This is a genomic window from Vibrio sp. CCB-PB317, assembly GCF_022808245.1.
GTDB classification, from domain to species: Bacteria; Pseudomonadota; Gammaproteobacteria; order Enterobacterales; family Vibrionaceae; genus Vibrio; species Vibrio diabolicus.
In genome coordinates this window covers 141,433-162,230 of record NZ_JALGNU010000003.1, presented here as the reverse complement: position 1 = coordinate 162,230, position 20,798 = coordinate 141,433, and the positions used below count along the sequence as shown (strand labels likewise).

At 45.2% G+C, this 20,798-nt stretch carries 23 protein-coding genes and 1 other RNA gene; 11 read left to right on the top strand and 13 right to left on the bottom strand.

The genetic code is table 11. The features are described from left to right. Positions 1–2 precede the first annotated feature (2 nt). The 6 genes from lepB to rpoE all read right to left on the bottom strand — a co-directional run bounded on the left by lepB (position 3) and on the right by rpoE (position 5,619). Positions 3–902: a signal peptidase I gene (gene lepB, locus MTR11_RS17975; protein WP_005380933.1), complete on the bottom strand. Its 900-nt coding sequence runs from the start codon at positions 900–902 to the stop codon at positions 3–5. A gap of 104 nt (positions 903–1,006) precedes the next feature. Beyond that, positions 1,007–2,800 (bottom strand): translation elongation factor 4, encoded by a 1,794-nt coding sequence (gene lepA, locus MTR11_RS17970; protein ID WP_005393909.1) that lies wholly within the window; start codon positions 2,798–2,800, stop codon positions 1,007–1,009. A 158-nt stretch (positions 2,801–2,958) separates the two neighbouring features. After that, positions 2,959–3,429, bottom strand: a complete 471-nt coding sequence (locus MTR11_RS17965; RefSeq protein WP_005384575.1) for a SoxR reducing system RseC family protein — start codon at positions 3,427–3,429, stop codon at positions 2,959–2,961. Beyond that, positions 3,426–4,391, bottom strand: coding sequence for a sigma-E factor regulatory protein RseB (gene rseB, locus MTR11_RS17960; protein WP_130544998.1), 966 nt, complete (start codon positions 4,389–4,391; stop codon positions 3,426–3,428). Before rseB ends, MTR11_RS17965 begins: the two co-directional genes overlap by 4 nt. After that, positions 4,388–5,014, bottom strand: a complete 627-nt coding sequence (locus MTR11_RS17955) for a sigma-E factor negative regulatory protein (protein ID WP_012841405.1) — start codon at positions 5,012–5,014, stop codon at positions 4,388–4,390. The genes rseB and MTR11_RS17955 overlap by 4 nt, the downstream gene beginning before the upstream one ends. A gap of 26 nt (positions 5,015–5,040) precedes the next feature. Then, the gene (gene rpoE, locus MTR11_RS17950; protein ID WP_005380946.1) at positions 5,041–5,619 is read right to left on the bottom strand and encodes an RNA polymerase sigma factor RpoE; all 579 of its coding nucleotides are present in this window, start codon (positions 5,617–5,619) and stop codon (positions 5,041–5,043) included. A gap of 553 nt (positions 5,620–6,172) precedes the next feature. Here rpoE and nadB point away from each other — a divergent pair. Then, positions 6,173–7,786: an L-aspartate oxidase gene (nadB, locus tag MTR11_RS17945; RefSeq protein ID WP_041853018.1), complete on the top strand. Its 1,614-nt coding sequence runs from the start codon at positions 6,173–6,175 to the stop codon at positions 7,784–7,786. Positions 7,787–7,808: 22 nt separating this feature from the next. Here the strand turns inward: nadB and MTR11_RS24180 are convergent, their stop codons facing one another. Together MTR11_RS24180 and MTR11_RS17940 are read right to left on the bottom strand one after the other, a co-directional pair. After that, positions 7,809–8,291, bottom strand: coding sequence for a protein YgfX (locus MTR11_RS24180; protein WP_317411432.1), 483 nt, complete (start codon positions 8,289–8,291; stop codon positions 7,809–7,811). After that, positions 8,239–8,499 carry a succinate dehydrogenase assembly factor 2 gene (locus MTR11_RS17940; protein ID WP_005393925.1) on the bottom strand — a complete coding sequence of 87 codons (261 nt, stop codon included), beginning with the start codon at positions 8,497–8,499 and terminating at the stop codon, positions 8,239–8,241. Before MTR11_RS17940 ends, MTR11_RS24180 begins: the two co-directional genes overlap by 53 nt. Before the next feature lie 189 nt (positions 8,500–8,688). Between MTR11_RS17940 and ygfZ the strand changes: the two genes are divergently transcribed. The 3 genes from ygfZ (at position 8,689) to MTR11_RS17925 (ending at position 10,969) form a co-directional block, all read left to right on the top strand. After that, positions 8,689–9,657: a tRNA-modifying protein YgfZ gene (gene ygfZ / locus MTR11_RS17935; protein WP_243328157.1), complete on the top strand. Its 969-nt coding sequence runs from the start codon at positions 8,689–8,691 to the stop codon at positions 9,655–9,657. Continuing rightward, the gene (locus MTR11_RS17930) at positions 9,650–10,123 is read left to right on the top strand and encodes an aminoacyl-tRNA deacylase (RefSeq protein WP_243328427.1); all 474 of its coding nucleotides are present in this window, start codon (positions 9,650–9,652) and stop codon (positions 10,121–10,123) included. Before ygfZ ends, MTR11_RS17930 begins: the two co-directional genes overlap by 8 nt. A gap of 639 nt (positions 10,124–10,762) precedes the next feature. Then, the gene (locus tag MTR11_RS17925) at positions 10,763–10,969 is read left to right on the top strand and encodes a DUF1107 domain-containing protein (RefSeq protein ID WP_005380970.1); all 207 of its coding nucleotides are present in this window, start codon (positions 10,763–10,765) and stop codon (positions 10,967–10,969) included. 65 nt (positions 10,970–11,034) lie between these two features. On the opposite strand, the gene MTR11_RS17920 is transcribed toward MTR11_RS17925, so the two are convergent. The 3 genes from MTR11_RS17920 to MTR11_RS17910 are packed head-to-tail and all read right to left on the bottom strand — an operon-like array spanning position 11,035 to position 14,055. Continuing rightward, positions 11,035–12,243, bottom strand: coding sequence for an FAD-dependent 2-octaprenylphenol hydroxylase (locus MTR11_RS17920; RefSeq protein ID WP_243328156.1), 1,209 nt, complete (start codon positions 12,241–12,243; stop codon positions 11,035–11,037). Between the two features lie 31 nt (positions 12,244–12,274). After that, positions 12,275–13,453, bottom strand: a complete 1,179-nt coding sequence (gene ubiH / locus MTR11_RS17915; protein ID WP_243328155.1) for a 2-octaprenyl-6-methoxyphenyl hydroxylase — start codon at positions 13,451–13,453, stop codon at positions 12,275–12,277. Positions 13,454–13,476: 23 nt separating this feature from the next. Continuing rightward, positions 13,477–14,055: a YecA family protein gene (locus MTR11_RS17910; protein WP_033907447.1), complete on the bottom strand. Its 579-nt coding sequence runs from the start codon at positions 14,053–14,055 to the stop codon at positions 13,477–13,479. Between the two features lie 249 nt (positions 14,056–14,304). Here MTR11_RS17910 and MTR11_RS17905 point away from each other — a divergent pair, with 249 nt between their 5' ends. The 5 genes from MTR11_RS17905 (at position 14,305) to serA (ending at position 17,628) form a co-directional block, all read left to right on the top strand. Further along, positions 14,305–14,613: a cell division protein ZapA gene (locus tag MTR11_RS17905; RefSeq protein WP_065646105.1), complete on the top strand. Its 309-nt coding sequence runs from the start codon at positions 14,305–14,307 to the stop codon at positions 14,611–14,613. Between the two features lie 8 nt (positions 14,614–14,621). Beyond that, positions 14,622–14,806: non-coding RNA, 6S RNA (gene ssrS, locus MTR11_RS17900), on the top strand. Positions 14,807–14,811: 5 nt separating this feature from the next. After that, entirely contained in the window at positions 14,812–15,411 is a 600-nt protein-coding gene (locus MTR11_RS17895) for a 5-formyltetrahydrofolate cyclo-ligase (protein ID WP_243328154.1), read from the top strand. 53 nt (positions 15,412–15,464) lie between these two features. Continuing rightward, complete coding sequence (gene rpiA, locus MTR11_RS17890) at positions 15,465–16,121, top strand: ribose-5-phosphate isomerase RpiA (RefSeq protein WP_005380982.1); 657 nt, start codon at positions 15,465–15,467, stop codon at positions 16,119–16,121. Positions 16,122–16,395: 274 nt separating this feature from the next. After that, entirely contained in the window at positions 16,396–17,628 is a 1,233-nt protein-coding gene (gene serA, locus MTR11_RS17885) for a phosphoglycerate dehydrogenase (protein ID WP_005393937.1), read from the top strand. 60 nt (positions 17,629–17,688) lie between these two features. On the opposite strand, the gene MTR11_RS17880 is transcribed toward serA, so the two are convergent. Both MTR11_RS17880 and MTR11_RS17875 read right to left on the bottom strand, forming a co-directional pair. Then, positions 17,689–18,381, bottom strand: a complete 693-nt coding sequence (locus MTR11_RS17880) for an oxidative stress defense protein (protein ID WP_005393939.1) — start codon at positions 18,379–18,381, stop codon at positions 17,689–17,691. Positions 18,382–18,608: 227 nt separating this feature from the next. Beyond that, positions 18,609–19,505: a LysR family transcriptional regulator ArgP gene (locus MTR11_RS17875; RefSeq protein ID WP_053807735.1), complete on the bottom strand. Its 897-nt coding sequence runs from the start codon at positions 19,503–19,505 to the stop codon at positions 18,609–18,611. A 146-nt stretch (positions 19,506–19,651) separates the two neighbouring features. Here MTR11_RS17875 and MTR11_RS17870 point away from each other — a divergent pair, with 146 nt between their 5' ends. Both MTR11_RS17870 and MTR11_RS17865 read left to right on the top strand, forming a co-directional pair. Beyond that, positions 19,652–20,281, top strand: coding sequence for a LysE/ArgO family amino acid transporter (locus MTR11_RS17870; protein WP_243328153.1), 630 nt, complete (start codon positions 19,652–19,654; stop codon positions 20,279–20,281). A gap of 19 nt (positions 20,282–20,300) precedes the next feature. Beyond that, complete coding sequence (locus MTR11_RS17865) at positions 20,301–20,783, top strand: YbaK/EbsC family protein (protein ID WP_243328152.1); 483 nt, start codon at positions 20,301–20,303, stop codon at positions 20,781–20,783. Positions 20,784–20,798 lie beyond the last annotated feature (15 nt).

Sequence of the window (20,798 nt, the reverse complement as noted above, 5' to 3'; positions counted from 1 at the left end):
GGTTAGTGAATACCACCGATGCGGTTAAAACGCACACCAGTTGGAATCCATGAAGGTAGAACGCTATCTGCGCCACGATCAAACTCGAAGCTGATCCAAATGGCGACAGCTTTGCCGACTAAGTTTGCTTCAGGAACGAAGCCCCAGTAACGGCTGTCAGCACTGTTGTCACGGTTATCACCCATCACAAAGTACTGACCTTGTGGTACAACCCACTCTGTCGTGCCGCTACGTGGGAAGTATTGCTCCACACGGTTACGAACAAGAGGGTTAACCAAAATATTGTGCTCCACGTTACCCAATTTTTCATCCAGTTGGATCATTGGAATACCGTTCGAGCTAAACTGACTTTCTTCAACATTGCTCAGTTTAACTGGTTTACACGCCGATTCACCTTGGCTTTGCACGCAAAGCTGCTTATCACTTGAATAACGCACGATATCACCAGGCAAACCAACAACACGCTTAATGTAATCCACACTTGGTTGTGGCGGGTATTTGAATACCACGATATCACCACGCTCAGGCTTACCTGTTTCAACTAACTGCGTGCGCCATACCGGATCTTTCAAGCCATAGGCGTATTTTTCTACCAAGATAAAGTCACCCACCAACAAAGTCGGCATCATTGAGCCTGATGGGATTTGAAATGGTTCGTAGATAAAAGAACGTAATACTAAAACGAACGCAATCACAGGAAAAATTGAGACGCTATTTTCAACCCACCAAGGCTGACGCTCAACTTTTTGCAAGGTCACTGCATCCAAACCATTAGACGTCTGAGCTTGAATCTCAGCCAGTTTTTCCTGACGCTTTTTCGCGAAAACCAGCTTTTCCAGTAGCCAAACCACGCCAGTTACCAAAGTCGCAATAACCAGCATCAGTGAGAATGTATTCGCCATTAAATTCCCTTATCTAAAAATACGAAAGTGAAAGAGCCGAAACCCTTTCACTTATTTTAATATCTAACGTCTTAAGACCGACAAGTGTGAGACAAAGTTCAACTTTAGTCTTTACCTACGTGAAGGATAGCTAGGAACGCTTCTTGAGGCAGCTCAACGTTACCGATCTGCTTCATGCGCTTCTTACCTTCTTTCTGTTTCTTCAGAAGTTTCTTCTTACGACTTACGTCACCGCCGTAACATTTTGCGATTACGTTCTTACGTAACTGTTTAACCGTTGAACGTGCGATAATGTGGTTACCAATCGCTGCTTGGATTGCGATATCAAACATTTGGCGAGGGATAAATTCTTTCATCTTCTCTACCAGCTGACGACCGCGAGTCTGAGACTGGTCTTTGTGTGTGATCATCGCCAATGCATCAACGGTGTCACCGTTCAGAAGAACGTCTACACGCACCATGTTCGACGCTTCAAAGCGCTGGAAGTTGTAATCCAAAGACGCATAACCACGAGATGTCGATTTCAGGCGGTCGAAGAAATCCAGTACCACTTCTGCCATTGGAATATCGTAAGTCACGGCGACTTGGTTACCGTGGTAAACCATATCGACCTGAGTACCACGCTTTTCAACACACAGCGTGATTACGTTACCTAGGTACTCTGAAGGTACCAGGATATTACAACGAGCGATCGGTTCACGAATTTCTTCAATATCATTGATCGCTGGTAGTTTGGCAGGGCTATCAACGTACAGCAGTTCACCATCGGTCTTTTCAACTTCGTAAACTACCGTTGGTGCCGTGGTGATAAGATCTAAGTCGTATTCACGCTCTAGACGCTCTTGGATAATTTCCATGTGCAGCATGCCAAGGAAACCACAACGGAAACCAAAGCCAAGTGCCGCGGAGTTTTCTGGCTCGTAGAATAGCGATGCGTCGTTTAGGCTTAATTTGCCCAGCGCATCACGGAAGTTCTCGTAATCGTCAGAAGATACCGGGAACAGACCTGCGTAAACCTGAGGTTTTACTTTCTTAAAACCTGGTAGCGGTTTTTCACAGCCATTCTTAGCCATAGTCAGCGTATCACCAACTGGTGCACCAAGGATGTCTTTAATACCACAAACCACCCAACCTACTTCACCAGTACGAAGGATGTCGGTATCTACTTGTTTTGGTGTAAAAATACCAAGACGGTCTACCCCCCAAACTTGACCCGTGCTCATCACTTTGATCTTGTCGTTCTTCTTCAGTTCGCCGTTTTTAATACGTACTAGAGAAACAACGCCAAGGTAGTTATCAAACCATGAGTCAATGATCAGCGCTTGTAGTGGCGCATCTGGATCACCTTCCGGTGCTGGAATCGCTGACACAATGTTCTCTAGAACGTCATCAACACCGATGCCTGTCTTCGCAGAACAGCGGGTTGCTTCCATTGCATCGATACCAACGATTTCTTCAATTTCTTCCGCTACACGCTCAGGATCAGCTGCAGGTAAGTCAATCTTGTTCAAGATTGGCACAACCTCTAGATCCATTTCGATCGCGGTGTAACAGTTAGCCAGTGTTTGAGCTTCAACACCTTGACCCGCATCCACAACCAATAGCGCACCTTCACAAGCCGCTAGAGAACGTGATACTTCATATGCAAAGTCAACGTGCCCCGGAGTATCGATGAAGTTCAGCTGATACGTCTCACCGTCTTTAGCGGTGTAGTTTAGCGTCACACTCTGAGATTTGATGGTGATGCCACGCTCACGTTCAAGATCCATAGAATCCAGAACCTGTGCGGCCATTTCACGATCGGTTAACCCGCCACAAACTTGGATTAGACGGTCTGATAGGGTCGACTTACCATGGTCGATGTGGGCGATAATCGAAAAGTTACGAATGTGCTTCATAGATTTAGGGTGACTAACTCTTTACAAATAGGGACAGTAAGAAACGCCATCTACTGACGGCATTTCAATCAAGTTGGCAGATTCTACCGAATTTCGTTAACGGGCGCACGTAATTTAAAGTACATACCCAAATAACCTTTAGTGGAGGGGGACAACACTTACTGGATTGGCTCTCCAAGTACCCGAACGAGGGTAACTTGGCGCTTGGATTCATCCTCTAACGGACGAGAAACACGTTTTGCGATCCACATTCCACCAGCTGCAAATAGTACTGATGCCAATATGATGATACCTTCCCCGCCCGCGGTCAGCGGCGCTAATAGGAAGTGACCAAACATCGCACCGATAATCAAACCAAACAACGGCAGTAAATAAACCGCCATTGCTGATTTTATCAGGCTCGACTCAGGAAAGCCTATCTCGACGACTTGACCTATCTTCACTGATTTATCCGTGCGCAGGTGCCAAGATAAACTCTTGTTACCAATGGCTTTAGTCACAACGCCCGTTCCACAGCTTTTCTGTGAAGAGCAACTACTGCAACTGGTCTGCTGTTCGCAGCTTAAATCAATTTCGTATTGTTTACCGCGACGATGTACGTCTGTCACAGTAGCCAACGCGGTCATCATTGTTGTTTACTCTTTGTTACATTAAATGTGACAGATTGGGCGATACGTTGTGCTGTGGTCGGCGGAATGTCTCCTACAACGGAGATTTCATGTTGACCGCTCACAAAACTGTGTAGCGTTCTTCTGCCTTGGCGAACCAACTGCCCTTTTAACGAATGCTCATCTTTGTTTGCTACGTAAACAGAGAAGCTAAACAGACCATCAGAATACAGCTGGCTCTCCACCATTTGATTAGTAACGGCCATACGATAGCGGTTGAGCTCGTTCGGCTCGAAACCTTCAGGGATCCAACCTACCTGCCAATTACTGGTCCCAATATCGCCTTTTGGCATGGTGAGAACAGCTGGTAATTGAACATCTTGTAGGCCACTCATTAACTCTGCGATTTTTGGATTCACCGTGTAAGAAATAGTGCGATATTGTTCAAGCATCTCACCATCACGGTCCACAAGGTCGGCACGTAACGGCAATTTACTCTTTTCATCGATCCATAGTACGTATGAATAGCGCAGACCGTCTTTAGGGACGATACGCAGCACTTGTGTTGCTACACCTGCTTCACGAGCTCTACCCACTTTTACATAGTCGTAATACAAGTTTAGCTCATCGATATTGGTGTTGAGCATAGGCATGGTCGGAGCGACCATTTTACCTGACTCGATGGTGAATGGTTCTAAACCTGTTTCGATATAGCTTACTTCTGTGCCACGACGAATCACTTCGCGCACAGGGCCACTTAAATAAACAAGATGAGCATATTGATCGTCACCATGCGTGGCATGACGATACAGCAACGGCTCAATGCTGTTCTTTTTGATAAGGATATAAGAGAGTTCGTAACTTAAATTCTTACTCGCCTCGCTCATTTGATGCAATAAAGCCTCCGCTGGCTTATCACCAGCAAAGGCTTGAGAAGACATCATACTGAACAGAGCGCAAGCGCTGATCAGAAATTTTTTCATTCAATATCCGGATTCAGATTTGCATCTTGTTGAGATGCATCACTGTTAATTCGTAACTGCAATTCGTAGTCTCGCAGCATAGCATGAACTCGCTTACGTTGCTCTTGCATATTTGCTTCACCTACAGAACGCTCAACAGACTCACGAGTTAAACTCACAGGCTCTGCGCTGCCAGCAAACGGAACTGTCTGCAACACAGGCAATTGGTCTGTTTGCGGCGACATTGAATCGCTACCACCGTACTGCTGTACACCTAAAATAACAACAAGCGATACACATGCAGCAACAGCAACTTGACCAAACTGTGTCAACCAACCTGGCAACTGACGTTTTGCTTTTTGCGGTTCTGGTTGCGACTCTTTTGGCGTATCAGCAATTGAGATAACATTTGCACTGTGCGCATCAAACGCACGGTGTGCAGGTTCATCTTCTAACGCTAACGCCACGCTTTCAGCAATATTCCACTCAGGTTTTGCTGGCGCTTCGCCTCGCATCACATCACCAATCAGGTGGTAGTTCTGCCAAGCATCACGGCTCTCTTGGTCTTGCTCTAACTCTTGAATTAAAGCCTTATCGACCAATTCTCCATCCATGAGAGCTGAAAGTTTTTCTTTGTCAGCCATTATTTTCACCATAGTTATTACTTGTACTAGCGTTGCAAAAGAGGTCTGATTTTCTTTTCCACCGCCTCACGAGCACGGAAGATACGCGATCGTACCGTTCCTACCGGGCAATCCATCACTTCTGCAATTTCTTCATAACTCAAGCCATCGAGCTCTCGTAATGTCATTGCGGTTTTTAAATCTTCAGGTAAAGCTTCGATTGCACTGAACACCACCCGTTGCAATTCTTTGGACAACGTTAAGTTCTCAGGGTTCGATATTTCTTTAAGTGCACTACCTGTTTCGTAAAATTCAGCATCTTCAGCATCGACATCTGTCGCTGGAGGTCTACGCCCTTGAGCAACAATGTGATTTTTCGCAGTATTCACTGCAATGCGATACAGCCACGTATAAAACGCACTCTCCCCACGAAAGCTGGGAATAGCTCGGTAAGCTTTAATAAACGCTTCTTGTGCTACATCTGGTACATCGCCAGGATTACTAACGTATCTGGAAATAAGATTACATACCTTGTTCTGGTACTTCGTTACCAGCAGGTTGAATGCTTGCTTATCGCCATTCTGAACTCGCTCAATCAATACTTGATCGGTCAGCTGCTCGTTCATTCGAGCGGATACTCCTATTTGTTATGCCCCTACTCTTCTCAGATATGGGTACTAATTATGCAAAACGTAGTATTGACACCACTGCTTACTTGAGCACTATTGTGACCCTAACGTGAATGAGAAAGTTCCATGGTTTCTCAAGTTTTTTGTCATTGTTTTTTCACAGTGTGATGTCTATACCCAAATGACCACCGTTGCCTGACTTTAGTCTAAGTTTGACAAGCGAGCATCTTGAGGGGAATTGGGTATAATGAATGATCTCTGTCCCAGATTGTGCTGGGTCGAGCATGGAAAAGCAATGGCATTGACAAACTATTACTTTTCATTTGCATGGCTAATGGCTATCTGAACACCGCGTTACAAATATAACTTAGGAAGCATGCTCATGCTCTGCATGAAAAAGAAGAGTGGCTCAGTCACCGCAGTAACACGGATGTCGATAGGTCTCCCAACTTAGCCCTTAGCGACAGGTGTCGCGATAATGGAATGCACATGGTGTGCAAATAATACACAAGGTGACTTTGTTACCTTAGCTTGGGATTATAAAAGTTATATGAACACAAATCGTGAACATGAGTGTGATGTGTTAGTGGTAGGGAGTGGCGCGGCTGGTTTGTCGTTGGCTTTGCGCGTTGCTAACCACTGTAAAGTGATGGTGCTGAGTAAAGGGCCACGCAGCGAAGGGGCGACCTATTATGCCCAGGGTGGTATTGCTGCTGTATTTGATGAGTCAGACACCATTGAGTCACACGTTGAAGATACACAAATCGCCGGCGATGGTATTTGTGACGAAGATACTGTGAGGTTCATTGCTGAACATTCAAAAGAGTGCGTACAGTGGTTGATCGACGGTGGTGTCCCATTTGATCGTGAAGAGGATGACTCTGACGATGAGCCTCGTTACCACTTAACTCGTGAAGGTGGCCATAGTCGTCGTCGTATTCTTCACGCGGCAGATGCAACAGGTATGGCGATGCAAACCTCTCTGCAAGATAACGCTCACAACCATCCAAATATTCATGTTCTCGAACGTCACAATGCGCTGGACTTAATCACCGAAGACAAAATTGGCGGTGATAAAAACAAAGTTATCGGTGCTTATATTTGGAACCGCAACGAAGAGCATGTCGAAACCGTGCGGGCCAAATTTGTGGTTCTCGCTACAGGTGGCGCCTCAAAAGTTTATCAATACACCTCTAACCCAGATGTTTCGTCTGGTGATGGTATTGCCATTGCTTGGCGTGCAGGGTGTCGTGTGGCAAATATGGAGTTTAACCAGTTCCACCCGACGTGTTTATACCACCCCGAGGCGCGTAACTTCTTGTTGACCGAAGCGTTACGTGGTGAAGGTGCTTACCTGCGTCGTCCCGATGGTTCTCGCTTTATGCCAGATTTCGATGAGCGTAAAGAGCTTGCTCCGCGTGACGTCGTGGCTCGTGCTATCGACTTCGAAATGAAGCGTTTGGGTGCCGACTGTATGTACCTCGACATCAGTCACAAACCTGCGGACTTTATTACAAAACACTTCCCAACCATTTACTCACGCTTGATGGACTTGGGCATTGATATGACCAAAGAGCCAATCCCAATCGTACCTGCTGCGCACTACACTTGTGGCGGTGTCATGGTGGATAGAAATGGCTGCACCGATCTTAAAAACTTGTATGCGATTGGCGAAGTCAGCTATACAGGGCTGCATGGTGCTAACCGCATGGCATCAAATTCACTTCTCGAATGCGTGGTTTATGCTTGGTCTGCGGCGAAAGATATTCTAAAACATCACACTAACGTGGAGCTTCCTTCACAGGTGCCATGTTGGGATGAAAGTAAAGTGACCAACAGTGATGAAGAAGTGATCATTCAGCACAACTGGCACGAGCTTCGTCTGTTTATGTGGGACTACATGGGCATTGTACGAACTGACAAGCGTTTAGAACGCGCCTTGCGCCGTATCCAACTGTTGCAACAAGAAACGCATGAGTATTACAGCAATTTCCGTGTCTCGAACAACTTATTAGAACTGCGTAACCTTTTACAAGTAGCAGAGCTGATGGTTCGTTGTGCGATGCAGCGTAAAGAGAGTCGAGGTTTGCACTACACGCTTGATTATCCGAACCAACTGGAAAACAGCGGACCAACGATTTTGGTTCCAGCTAAACAGCTTTAATTCGACAAAATAAACTATTACATCAACAGGGAGCATTGGCTCCCTGTTTCATTTCCCACTGGCGTAATACCAAAGATAATTGACGGTAATGCTGATCGTCACAGCTATCACGCCAAATCGTGACGCTACGGCCAGACTCCAATCGAAATGTTATCTTGAATGGCAATATCGATGTATCGATTCGTTGTAACTGATCCTTTTCAGACTCAAGAGGCGCCGAACATTCACTATACTCAAGGGCCTCAAACCTAACTGAGCCATCGCAATGCACATACCAATAACCCTGACTTGTCGGTTTAACAAAGCCTTGGCTCAATAGTGCCTTAACAATCATTAATAACAAATAAATCGATAATACGAGAGGGATGCTAGAGAGGGTAACGGCCCAAGTCATCAGTAAGAAAAGTATTACATTGAGAACTCGGGCAGTCAGAGAGGGAGAAGCGGTAAAATTAACGAACTTTGCTGAGGTTATGGGCGACAATTTTATCAACCATTGCAGCATGACCTAAGTTTTCGCTGCGGCCATGCCCCATTATCCAAGTAAACAGATCAGGATCATCGCATTCAAGTAAAGAAACAAAGTCACGCTGCTCTTGTTCACTCAGAGTATCAAAGCACTCTTCAAAAAACGGCATAATTACTACGTCAAGCTCAAGCATGCCTCGACGACAAGCCCATTTAATACGCGCTTTTTCTTCCGGAGTGTACATTCACTATTCCTTCATAGATGTCTTGTTGTTAGTGCGGAGTGTAACAAGGGATGTGCTACGTCACTAGTGTGCGGGTCACAATACGATAGTGAAAGCAGACAAATGTTGATTCGTAAATCGCTCCCCTAGTATCTCAAGGTTATTTGGGTATAACATAGCGGAAAAATATCTTCAAAAGGCATTGTAATTATGGAATGGCAAACTCGTTTTTCAGCACTACCTCTCTCAACTCAAGACGCACTTCCAGAGTTATCTATCTCGCTGCTGGACAATTTCGGCATGATCACCATGGTCGGTGACGATAAAAAATCATACTTACAAGGTCAGGTTACCTGCGATGTCGTTTCTTTAGAACAAGACCAATCAACATTAGGCGCACATTGTGATGCGAAAGGTAAAGTATGGAGTGTGTTCCGCCTTTTCCATCACCACGATGGCTACGGCATGATCCAACCAAAATCGGCGATTGACGTAGAACTTAGCGAAATAAAAAAATACGCCATTTTCTCTAAAGTAACGATTGAAGCTTCTGATGAAGTTATCTTAGGTGTTGCCGGCGTCAAAGCCGATGAGCTTATTTCTTCAATGAGCAAAACGACTGGCAGCGTTCGCCCTGTTGAAGGCGGCACCGCGGTACAAGTATCACAAAACCGCTGGCTACTGATATTAAGTGCGCCAGCTGCGCAACAAGTCATTGAAAATACAGATGCTGCCCTTACGACAAATGAGCTTTGGAATCGTTTCGACATTGAAGCTGGTTTACCATTTGTCTCTGCATCCGCGCAGAATGCTCACATTCCACAAGCACTCAACGTGCAAGCTTTAGGAGGCATTAGCTTCACAAAGGGCTGCTACACAGGACAAGAAACGGTAGCACGAGCTAAGTATCGCGGTACAAATAAACGTGCGATGTACATCGTAAAAGGGGCAACTTCAGCTCCATTCAGTGACGAGCCAATTGAGCTCGAACGCAGCGTGGGTGAAAACTGGCGTTCAGTGGGTGCTTTATTAAACTACTACCAGTTCAGCGACAATCAAGCGATTGGCCTGATCGTACTGCCCAATAATCTCGATGAAGACACTCGTCTTCGTTTGGTTGCTCAACCAGAATGTGAATGGACAATCGAATCACTGCCTTACAGCCTTGATGATGAGTAATACAATCAATACTCCTTTGATGCAATTTCTCACAGACCAACACATTCCGTTTCGTCTGTTACCGCATCAAAAACCAGCAACCACTATTGAGGATGCCGCGCAACAACGCGGCATTCGCCCTTCTCAAATGGTGAAAGCAATCTTGCTACGAGACATGGGTAATCAATATGCACTCGCCTGTGCGCCTGGTGATCGTAGTGTCGATCCCAAAAAAGTGCGCTCGTTACTGCAATGCCGCCGGATGACTTGCGTTGATCAAGCCGACGTTGAGGCCATCACGGGTTACAAAATTGGTACTGTCACTCCACTATTACTCAAACGACACATGCCGATCGTGTTCGATCCTAGCTTACTAGAAGAACAGGAAGTCACGATCAGCAGTGGCGATCGCATGGCTGGACTGGCGCTTTCTATCCAAGATCTTATCCAATTGTGTCAGCCGACCGTAGCTGAGATCTGTCGTTAATCGTCTAAAAATAATGTAATAACACGTAGTGTTTCTATCATCACGTGATCTCGCTCATATCTATAAAAATACACGAGAGAATTTTTAATCACATATAAAACATAAATAGTCACAAAGATAAAACTCGTATATGCTGAATTTGTTGGTTAAGTTTCAAACAAGCACTTAACCAGCATAAAGTGAATCAGCTGACTGAATGACAGTATTCATGCCGTCAGCTGTCCACTTTTGTGTAATGCATCTGTGACTATTCGCCCGCTGAAGCGGGCTTTTTTTTGTACGGAACTTTTTTCTCTTCCTCTTTATCTAACCGTTAGGACGTAAAGTTTGTTCTGTTGGATACCACCTTAATAGAAACAATTAGCAAACAATCATTTTCGTTCTATTCTTAATTCTGTAACAAAACTATTGCTTAATGCGTCACGTAAAAAGGAGTGTATTGTCGTAAGGGTTCCTTGAACGGTGATTTTTTGGGGTAATCCTCACGCTATTTAAGAGATGACACTGTCAAATTGTCTAAGACAACACAAATCTCTGACGCAACACCCTACATCTGTATTTAATACTATGGCTGTCACAATAATTTTCGCGTCCAAAACGTAGAATACCTAGGCTAGGTTAGATAAAAGGAAAGTAAATATGAGACTGTTTAAGCGCTATACACCAAGTATGATTGCTAAACATATAAGTCGTCTTTTTAAAGGAAGAATTTATATTTACGGGGTCGGTAGATTCGAGTTTGATAACGGCAAGTTAATACTGCCGGAGAAAGCAGAGCAACGCCATTTCCGAGCGGTCAAAGAGATCAACCAAGAAATAATGAAACTCCGATGCGCATATGCTTAGCAAAACGTTGATAAAACAAAGGCTGGATTAACCAGCCTTTTGTGTATTTGAAGTTCGCTTTACACCTACTGACGTGCCAGATCCGGCAGATGACCTTTTAGACCAAGCGCACGCTTCATGATCTCATCTTTCGCTCCCGGCAATTGACCCGCTAAACTCAAACCAATGCCACGAACCAGCTTCTTAGCAGGATTCTCTCCTGAGAACAGGTCTCGGAATCCTTGCATTGCAGCAATCATCTTTGCTGCTTCAGCTTTGCGCCAACGCTCATAACCTCTTAGATTGCGTTTGCTGCCAATATCTTGGCCTTGCTTCCATAGCGCTAACACCTCTTGAGCGAGGCTGGCTGCATCTAATAAACCTAAATTCACACCTTGCCCCGCTAGTGGGTGAATGGTATGGGCCGCATCGCCAACCAGCGCGACTCGCTCTACAACAAAATCTCGCGCATAGCGCATTTTCAAAGGAAACGCGGCACGCTCTCCCACGACTTCACATAGACCAAGTCGTGTATCAAATTCGCTCGTCAATGCTTTGTTGAAATCATGCTCACTCATTGCCAATAGCTGCTCTGCACGATTTGGCTCAGTGGACCAAACAATAGAGCACATATCTGGTTGCGACATTGGCAAAAACGCCAATGGCCCTTGAGGAGTAAAAATCTGTCGTGCAACGCTATTATGCGGAGCAGCGGTTTTAACATTCGCGACCAGAGCATGATGCCCATAATCCCAATGCGTTAACGGAATATCCATTTGATGACGAAGCCACGAGTTTGCCCCATCGGCTCCGACCACTAACTTAGCCGTCATGGCTTGACCATTGTCGAGCGTCAACCAACTTTCTTGTTCGCCCACCGCTAAGGTCGCGCAACGTGCAGGCATAAACATAGTGACGTTATCGAGCTTTTGGACTTGTTCGAGCAGTGCGAGTTGAATCACTCGATTCTCAACAATATGCCCTAAATCAGGTTGTGCCATGCTTTGTGCATTGAACTCAATACTAGCGAAGCTATCTTGCTCCCACACTTCCATACCGTAGTATGGTGAAGATCGGCGTTGCTCTATCCCCTGCCAAGCGCCAAGCTTACGCAAGATAGTCTCACTAGAACGGCTCAACGCAGACACACGCACATCAGGTAACTCTTTCAACGACTCATCTGGCACCTTGCCTTCTATTACGGCGACACGCAGATCACTGTCCTTGAATGCGGCAGCAAGTGCCAACCCAACCATCCCTCCGCCGATGATGGCGATATCTACACTTTGCATCATTGCTTTTTATTACCTAATTCAGTGCGGCCGTTCATCGTTTTACCAAACCAAGCGTATGGCGTAGTAGCGGCTGCTTAAAAATAGAAAGGTTATCCATCGCTGCTAAGGCAGTATTTCGCCCAATTCGCATCGCGGGTAAATCATTTGAAAAAATATGCACTAAGGCACTGGTTAGCCAGATCGTTTCGCTTCGATCTGCCTCTCTACGCTGACTAAAGCGCATCAAGCCTTGATAAAGACCAACATCATCGCTTTGCTGCACGATTTCTTCTGCTAGCGAGACAACATCGCGAATACCAAGATTAAAACCTTGTCCAGCTATCGGATGCAGCGTTTGCGCCGCATTCCCAACAATCGCAAAACGATGAGAAATATTTTGCTTTCGATGGCGAAGAAGCAATGGGTAACTCGCACGGCGTCCCACTTTTTTCATCGCGCCTAAACGCCAACCAAAATCTTGTTGTAAACGTTGGAGAAATGCTTGGTCAGATAACTCAAGAACTGCTTGGGCTTCCTCAGGGTGCAGACACCAAACTAAGGACATTCTATTGTCACTCATTGGCAATAAAGCAACAGGGCCATTTTCAGTAAAACGTTCAAAGGCTCGACCTTGATGAGGTTCTTGAGTCACAATATTGGCTATGACAGCCACTTGTTCAAAATCTTGCTCAGAAAGCTCTAAACCAATTTTCTGACAACAAGTCGAAACAGCACCATCGGCTGCCACCAGCAGTTTTGCTTCAAGCTTCCCACCGCTTTTCAACGTAATATGGGTACAGGGTTGCTCGCGCTCGATATCGGTAACAGAGTCAGGGCAAAACAGCGTAATGGATGCGCTGCTATCTAATAATTCTTGATATACGCGACCAACATCGGCTAATTCGACAACATACCCTAGTGCTTCAACGCCAATCTCTTGCTTGGTAATTTCCGTCATCCCAGCATGAGAGCGGTCAGAAACGTGGATATGTTCAATGGGTGTGACAAACGGCTCTATCGAGGTCCAGAGCTGTAGTTGACGCAACAGATTGACAGTACCGTAAGACAATGCGATTGAGCGAGAGTCAAAACCAGGGTGCATATCTGACTGCGCTTTAAAAGGCTCAACGACGGCAATGCGGAGCTTTCCCTGGGACAAATGGTCAATCGCCAATGCTAACGTTGCCCCTGCCATGGCACCACCAGCAATGACTACATCATATTGCTTCATGCTAACCTCTGGACCATCTACGATTAATGAATAGTAGGCTTTTTATCGCTACTTTCAGGGCGAACACCAAACTCAGCATGAATCGTTAGTACGCAAGCTTTGATGTGTTCAATCACTTGTTCTAGCAATTGCGCTTGTTCACCGAGGTCATCATCTTCATCAATGCCTAATTTGGCAATCTCTTCTAAGTCAGCCAATGCTTCTTTAGCGTCATCTGACGCTTTATTTAGCGCAACACCTGCTAGACCTAAACCAGAAATAAAGTGGTTTACGAAATCGGACACGCTGTCAGCCAACGCGAATAAGCCTTCTTCTCCCGGCTCATCTGGCAATAATAAAGACAGCTCCATCGACGTGCCCGTGAGTTCATTGACAGTAACAGTGAATACGCTTTGAGCAAAAGCTAGCGCGGTAGAAGGCCAACCCATACCATCATTGGTGTAGTCAAACAGAATAGGCTGCCAAGTTTGATCATTAATCGCCAATCCACCACTTAACATGCCGACAAATAAGCCATGTAATTCCGCAGGTGTTACTGCTAGGCTTGCAGATTGCAGTTCAGCAGCAATAGATTGGTATTCAGGAAGGGTGATTTCACTCATAACTTGGCTCATTCTTGCATAATAATGTATTGGTATATCCTACCATCAAGGTTAGTGGTCTGAAACGGCTATCAAATTCAATTTTGAACAGCATTTGCTCAATTTGCCCAATTCCTGTGTGATCTCGTAATCATTTCTCTTTCTGTGATGGGAAATGCTTGAATCTTAATAGCGGTTTTCCTATAGTTTGCTCCTCGGTAGTTGTATGAAGCAACACCTTAGATAGCGCGAATATAGAGTTTATTCATCATGAGCAATCAAGCGATCGACGTTGAAATATTAGGCAAAGTTACACGAGTGAATTGTCCGACAGGACAAGAAGAGTCTCTTGTTGCAGCGGCAAAAGATCTGGATCGCCGATTGAAAGAAATGAGCGAACGTACTAAGGTAACCAATGAAATCCAACTGCTGACCTTCGCTGCATTGAATATTTGTTATGAGTTGCACACCAAGTCATACGAATCAAACGGTCAACAGCAAGAAATTACTGAGCGAATGGAAAAGCTCTCTGCGTCTCTTGAGAACGCACTAAGCAAAGTTACGCAAGGACAGCAGTAAATACAAAATTTACCCTGGGGTGTGCGTCAGCAGGATTTAAGTCCCTGAGCCGATAAGCAATACCTAAGGGTTAGTATTTGGTAACTATTGAGCAAGCTCGGCATGCACCGAGAAGCCTACGGTTGTCATTGCTGATCCGCCTTGAACCAGCTGGTTCAAGGGCCACAATCCTCAACGGCACCCTGGGGTATTCTCTCTATGTCAGACCTCTCTCGACAAGACTTCCGCAAACTGATTCGTGAAAAGCGCAACGCATTGTGTAGCGATACTCAATTCCAAGCGGGGATCGACCTTGTCACTCAGTTCTCTCAACTTCCTGAAATCCAGCAAGCACAGCATATTGCTATTTATCTTTCTGCTGACGGTGAACTTGATACCAAGCCGCTCATTAAGTGGTTGTGGCAACAGGGAAAATCGGTTTATCTACCTGTCATCCATCCGTTTTCCAAAGGTCAGTTACTGTTTCTTCTGTACGTAAGTGATGATCAATTGATCTACAACAAATACGGTATCTTAGAGCCCAAACTAGACATCCGCCATCTCAAGCCCGTTCGTCAACTTGATATCATTTGTACACCTTTGGTTGGATTCGACAGCATCGGCCACCGCTTAGGCATGGGCGGAGGGTATTATGACCGTACCCTGTCTCATTGGTTTATAACCGGAGAAGGTGCCAAGCCTGTTGGTATCGCTCACGACTGCCAACATGTAGAACGCTTACCAATCGAAAGCTGGGACATTCCATTACCTAAGATCGTGACCCCAAGCCGAATATGGCAATGGGAAAGTGGCAAGTAAGCCGCTATAATCACGCCCGCAAACGTTAACGAACATCTATTCAGGAGATTGGCATGACTCAAGATGAAATGAAAAAAGCGGCTGGTTGGGCAGCACTAAAATATGTTGAGAAAGGCAGCATTGTCGGTGTTGGTACTGGCTCTACCGTGAATCACTTCATCGATGCACTAGGCACTATCAAAGACGATATTAAAGGTGCAGTGTCTAGCTCTGTCGCTTCAACTGAGCGCCTTAAAGAGCTTGGTATTGAAGTATACGAGTGTAACGACGTAATGAAGCTGGATGTGTATGTTGATGGCGCAGACGAAATTAACCCAGCACGTGAAATGATCAAAGGCGGCGGCGCGGCTCTGACTCGTGAGAAAATTGTCGCGGCAATCTCTGATAAGTTCGTATGTATTGTTGACGGCACCAAAGCAGTTGACGTACTAGGTCAGTTCCCACTACCTGTAGAAGTGATCCCAATGGCACGCTCTTACGTTGCGCGCGAATTAGTAAAACTGGGTGGTGACCCGGCTTACCGTGAAGGCGTTGTGACTGACAACGGCAACGTAATTCTGGATGTACACAACATGCAGATTACTAACCCGAAAGAAATGGAAGACAAAATCAACGGTATCGCGGGTGTGGTTACTGTGGGCCTTTTTGCTCACCGTGGTGCTGACGTAGTGATCACTGGCACACCAGAAGGTGCAAAAATTGAAGAGTAAATAACAGCCCAAAATGAACCTATCTGGTTCACTTTTCTGTTATTTCATTACATACGGTGCTGCAAGGCACCGTTTTTTATTCCTTTCTCTAAGAAAATTATCTCTTATTCCGTAATTTTCTTACCCAAAGCAATTTTTTTTTGTTACTTTATTGAACAGAAGACGCACAAGGAAACGTTTGTCCTCCTACAAAACTATCAATTATCCCCTTTTTAATAGTTTTGCCCAATGTGCGCCACATTAGCCCACCTTTCCATTTTAAGGACGAGAAAAAATGGCCAAAGTTTCACTGGAAAAAGAAAAGATTAAGATCCTCTTGTTAGAGGGACTCCACCCTTCTTCAGTTGAAGTTCTTCAAGCAGCTGGTTATACCAACATTGAGTACCATAAAGGTTCCCTTCCGGAAGAAGAATTGATTGAAGCAGTTAAAGACGTGCACTTCATCGGTATTCGCTCCCGTACGAACCTATCCGAAGAGGTAATCAATGCGGCGAATAAACTGGTTGCAATTGGCTGTTTTTGTATCGGTACTAACCAAGTAAACCTAGACGCAGCAGCAAAACGCGGCATTCCTGTGTTTAATGCACCGTTCTCTAACACACGCAGTGTGGCGGAGCTGGTACTTGGTCAAATCCTACTACTTCTGCGTGGCATTCCTGAAAAGAATGCGCTTGCACATCGCGGTATTTGGAAGAAAAGTGCTGACAACTCTTACGAAGCACGTGGCAAACGTCTTGGCATTATCGGATACGGCCACATTGGTACGCAGCTAGGTATTATTGCCGAAAACTTAGGTATGCGCGTTTACTACTACGACATCGAGAACAAATTGTCCCTTGGTAATGCGACGCAAGTACATACCATGAGTGAACTACTAAACAAGTGTGACGTAATTTCTCTGCACGTTCCTGAAACGCCAGAAACAAAAAATATGATGGGTGAAGCTGAGTTTGCTCGCATGAAGCCAGGCTCAATCTTTATTAATGCAGCACGCGGCACTGTCGTGGATATTCCAGCGCTTTGCCATAGTTTAGAAGCAGGTCATATTGCGGGCGCTGCGATTGATGTATTCCCGACAGAACCGAAAACGAATGCCGACCCGTTCGAATCTCCTTTACAGAAGTTCGATAATGTCATCCTCACTCCACACGTTGGTGGTTCAACGCAAGAAGCACAAGAGAACATCGGTGTTGAGGTCGCAGGAAAACTGGCGAAGTACTCTGACAACGGCTCTACGCTTTCAAGCGTAAACTTCCCAGAGGTGTCACTGCCAGAGCACGGTGGTGAATGCTCTCGCTTGCTTCACATCCATAAAAACCGTCCTGGTATTCTTACTCAGATCAACACCATCTTCGCGGAAGACGGTATTAACATTGCTGCACAGTACCTACAAACAGCCGCTGAAATCGGCTACGTAGTGATCGATGTTGAAACCGAGCGCTCAGAAGAAGCGCTAGCGAAACTGAAAAGTATTGAAGGCACTATCCGTGCTCGTATCCTTCACTAATTTGTGAAGCAGAAATAACAAAGGCAGGGAATACCCTGCCTTTTCTTTTTGCACCCAGTATTACTTCAGCTTGTAAATCACGTCAACTTGATCGCGAATAATCATGGTAGAATCTTGGTAGCTGTTTGCCCCTTCTTTACTGTCCATCGCCATCGAGCGCATTAGAACTGGCTGAACGTGCATCTGTCTGTAATTGATCTGCCAAACATCACCCAATTTTTTCTCAAAGCCAGTAGCCAGTGACGCTGCTTTTTCTCGCGCATCCTGGATAGCCGCCATGCGTGCCTTTTGCTGATACTCAGCCTGGTTGCTTACCTTAAGTTGAATATTATCAACCTGATTAATCCCTGCTTCTAACGCCATATCTAGGTACTGGTTTAGGTTTTTTAGATCCGTAACCGTCACATCAATGCTACGAGAAGCGCGATAACCAACGAGCTCTGCTTTACCAGATTTAGGGTAGTGGTATTGAGGCGCAAGGTATAAATTCGAGCTGGTAACATTGTCTTTTGATAAGCCAGCATCGGACAGATTTTTCAGAAATTGCTCAACGGTTTTGTCAACTGACTGCTTGGCCTGTTCAGCAGTCATTGTCGTATCTACCACTTTCACAGAAAACGTCGCCATATCTGGTGTAGCAATAACTTCACCATAACCCGTCGTCGTTACGTGAGCAAATTCAGGCGAGTTCGCCAACACTGAAGCACTAGTAAGGCTGAGTGCAGAAGCCAGCAAAAATGAATACAGTCTCATTCAATAAATCCATCCATACAAAAATAAAGTACTTACTCTCAGCAGAAAGGCTCAAGATTCAGACAAAACTATCACTACTGAGAAAGTGTATGGTTTCATAATAGAAACTTCTGTCGATTATCCAAGCACTCAGAATGACTTCTAACACAACTTTGACTATGTAACATTGGCGTAATTTTTCAACGAAACACTCTATCGGCAATGAACCCATCGCTGCGACAATGAACTTATTGAGGTAAGTGTCGCTGAGCATACCCGACTATCGCGTGTGAGATTTCTTGTAGAACCCCCGTTTCCAGTTGCCAATGATGCCAATAAATCCGATGGGACATTAAAAAACCGGGAGTAACATCAACCAACGCGCCACGCTCTAGCTCGTCGGTAATTTGCAAACGAGGGATTAAGCAATAGGCTACACCAGCTAACGCCACTTTTAGAAACGCTTCAGAGCTGCTGATGTTATGGTGAATGACGCTATCAGGGCTGACATTGAAATGCTCGGTAAGAAAGGTTTTATGTAGGTCATCATATTGATCATACGAAACGGCCGGCGCCTTGGCCAAAGTCTGGTTATTGACGCCTTGAGCAAAGTAACGCTGATAAAACTCCGGACTCGCGACACAAACGTAATCAACACGTCCCAAGTAATCCGCTCTACAGCCAGGTATCGGCTGGGATTCTAAGCTGATCGCCCCCGTCACTTCGCCACTTTTTAGCTTTTCGATGGAACGAGATTCACCATAGATAGTGAGTTTGAGTTCAACCTGACGCTGCTTCATGACATCTTGCAGTGCAGGCAGTAGCCAAGTAGCAAGGCTATCAGCATTGGTCGCCAAAGAGAGTTGTACAGGTCGAGTACTGGTATCATTCTTGATTTCGGGCAGAATTTCATGCTCGAGTAAGCGCACTCGACGATAAAGGCCTAATAACTTTTTACCAATCGGCGTTGGCTTGGGTGGTTGACTACGAACCAAAACGGGTTGTGCGAGAAACTTCTCTAATTGTTTAATACGTTGAGAAATCGCTGATTGCGAGACAAATAAATGTTCGGCTGCACGCTCAAAGCTCCCCTGATAAACCACGGCATCTAATGCCTCAATCCATTTATAGTCCAACCCTCTCATCCTGCTCTTCCTCTCCTGATAAAACATCAACCCTTAAATTAGCTTAGCTAATATAATATTAAAATCATTAATTATACTTATTTAGATAAACTCTTTATCTTTCACCCTTCTGAGCATTTATTGGTTATCTTGAAGTGAGGTGAAGTGTGAGCTTGTGGGTTCTATTGCAAGGGTTTGGTTTAGGGGCATCAATGATCATTCCGATCGGCGCACAAAATGCGTATGTCTTAAATCAAGGCATAAAGCGCAATCATCACCTGACGACTGCCACTATTTGTAGCATCCTAGATATGATCTTCATTTCTCTAGGTATCTTTGGTGGTGGTGCGATTCTGTCTCAAAACGAAATCTTACTAACATCGGTGACCCTTGGTGGTATTGCCTTCCTGAGCTTTTATGGATTACTGTCACTTAAGAGCGCGTTTAAGTCAGACAGGGAGTCAGAATCAAAAGGTGAAGTCGTCGCACGTGGTCGTCGAACGGTCATTTTAGGCGCGTTAGCCGTAACGGTACTTAACCCCCACTTGTATTTAGATACAGTCGTTATTTTGGGCTCTATTGGTGGGCAGTTTGAAGGCCATGACCGAATTGCTTTTGCACTAGGTACGATGATGGCTTCCTTTGTTTGGTTCTATACCTTGTCAATAGGAGCCGCAAAACTAGGTCCTACCCTATCAAAGCCAAGAGTGAAAAAAGGCATCGACATCGCGGTCGCAGTAATGATGTTCACGATAGCGTATATTTTAGCTAGTGAACTTATTGAAAAGTACTGGTAATCAACAGGACAACAAAGACATGGAGTCACTAAAGCGTATCTATGATATCAATAGAGAGCGACTCAACGCGCTCTCTATTCCTTTTCGGGAATGGCAGCATGAAGCCACCTTAGACTTTGACACGGATATAAGAGTTGCGTCCGAGCTTGGATGGACAGGCACGCACACCAAAAGCCTCTTCTTAAAACTTAAAGGACAAGGCTACGCAATTTATCTAACAGAAAAAGACTCTCGCCTCGATGCCAAACAAATAAAGGCCGTCACAGGTAAACGCCCCTCAATTTGTGACGACGGTGAAATGGTCGAAGTGTTAGGTTGTTTGCCTGGAGCGGTATGTCCGATTGGCTTACCTGAATATGTCACGCTCATTGTTGATACAACCCTGTATCAACACGAAGAGTTGCTCTATACGCCAGGGTTGCCTGAATTCACCTTTGGCTTTGCCGGTAAACACCTAAAACGTCTATTGCTTGCCGGTAATCACATTCTTTATGAGATATAAAAAAGCGAGGCCAAT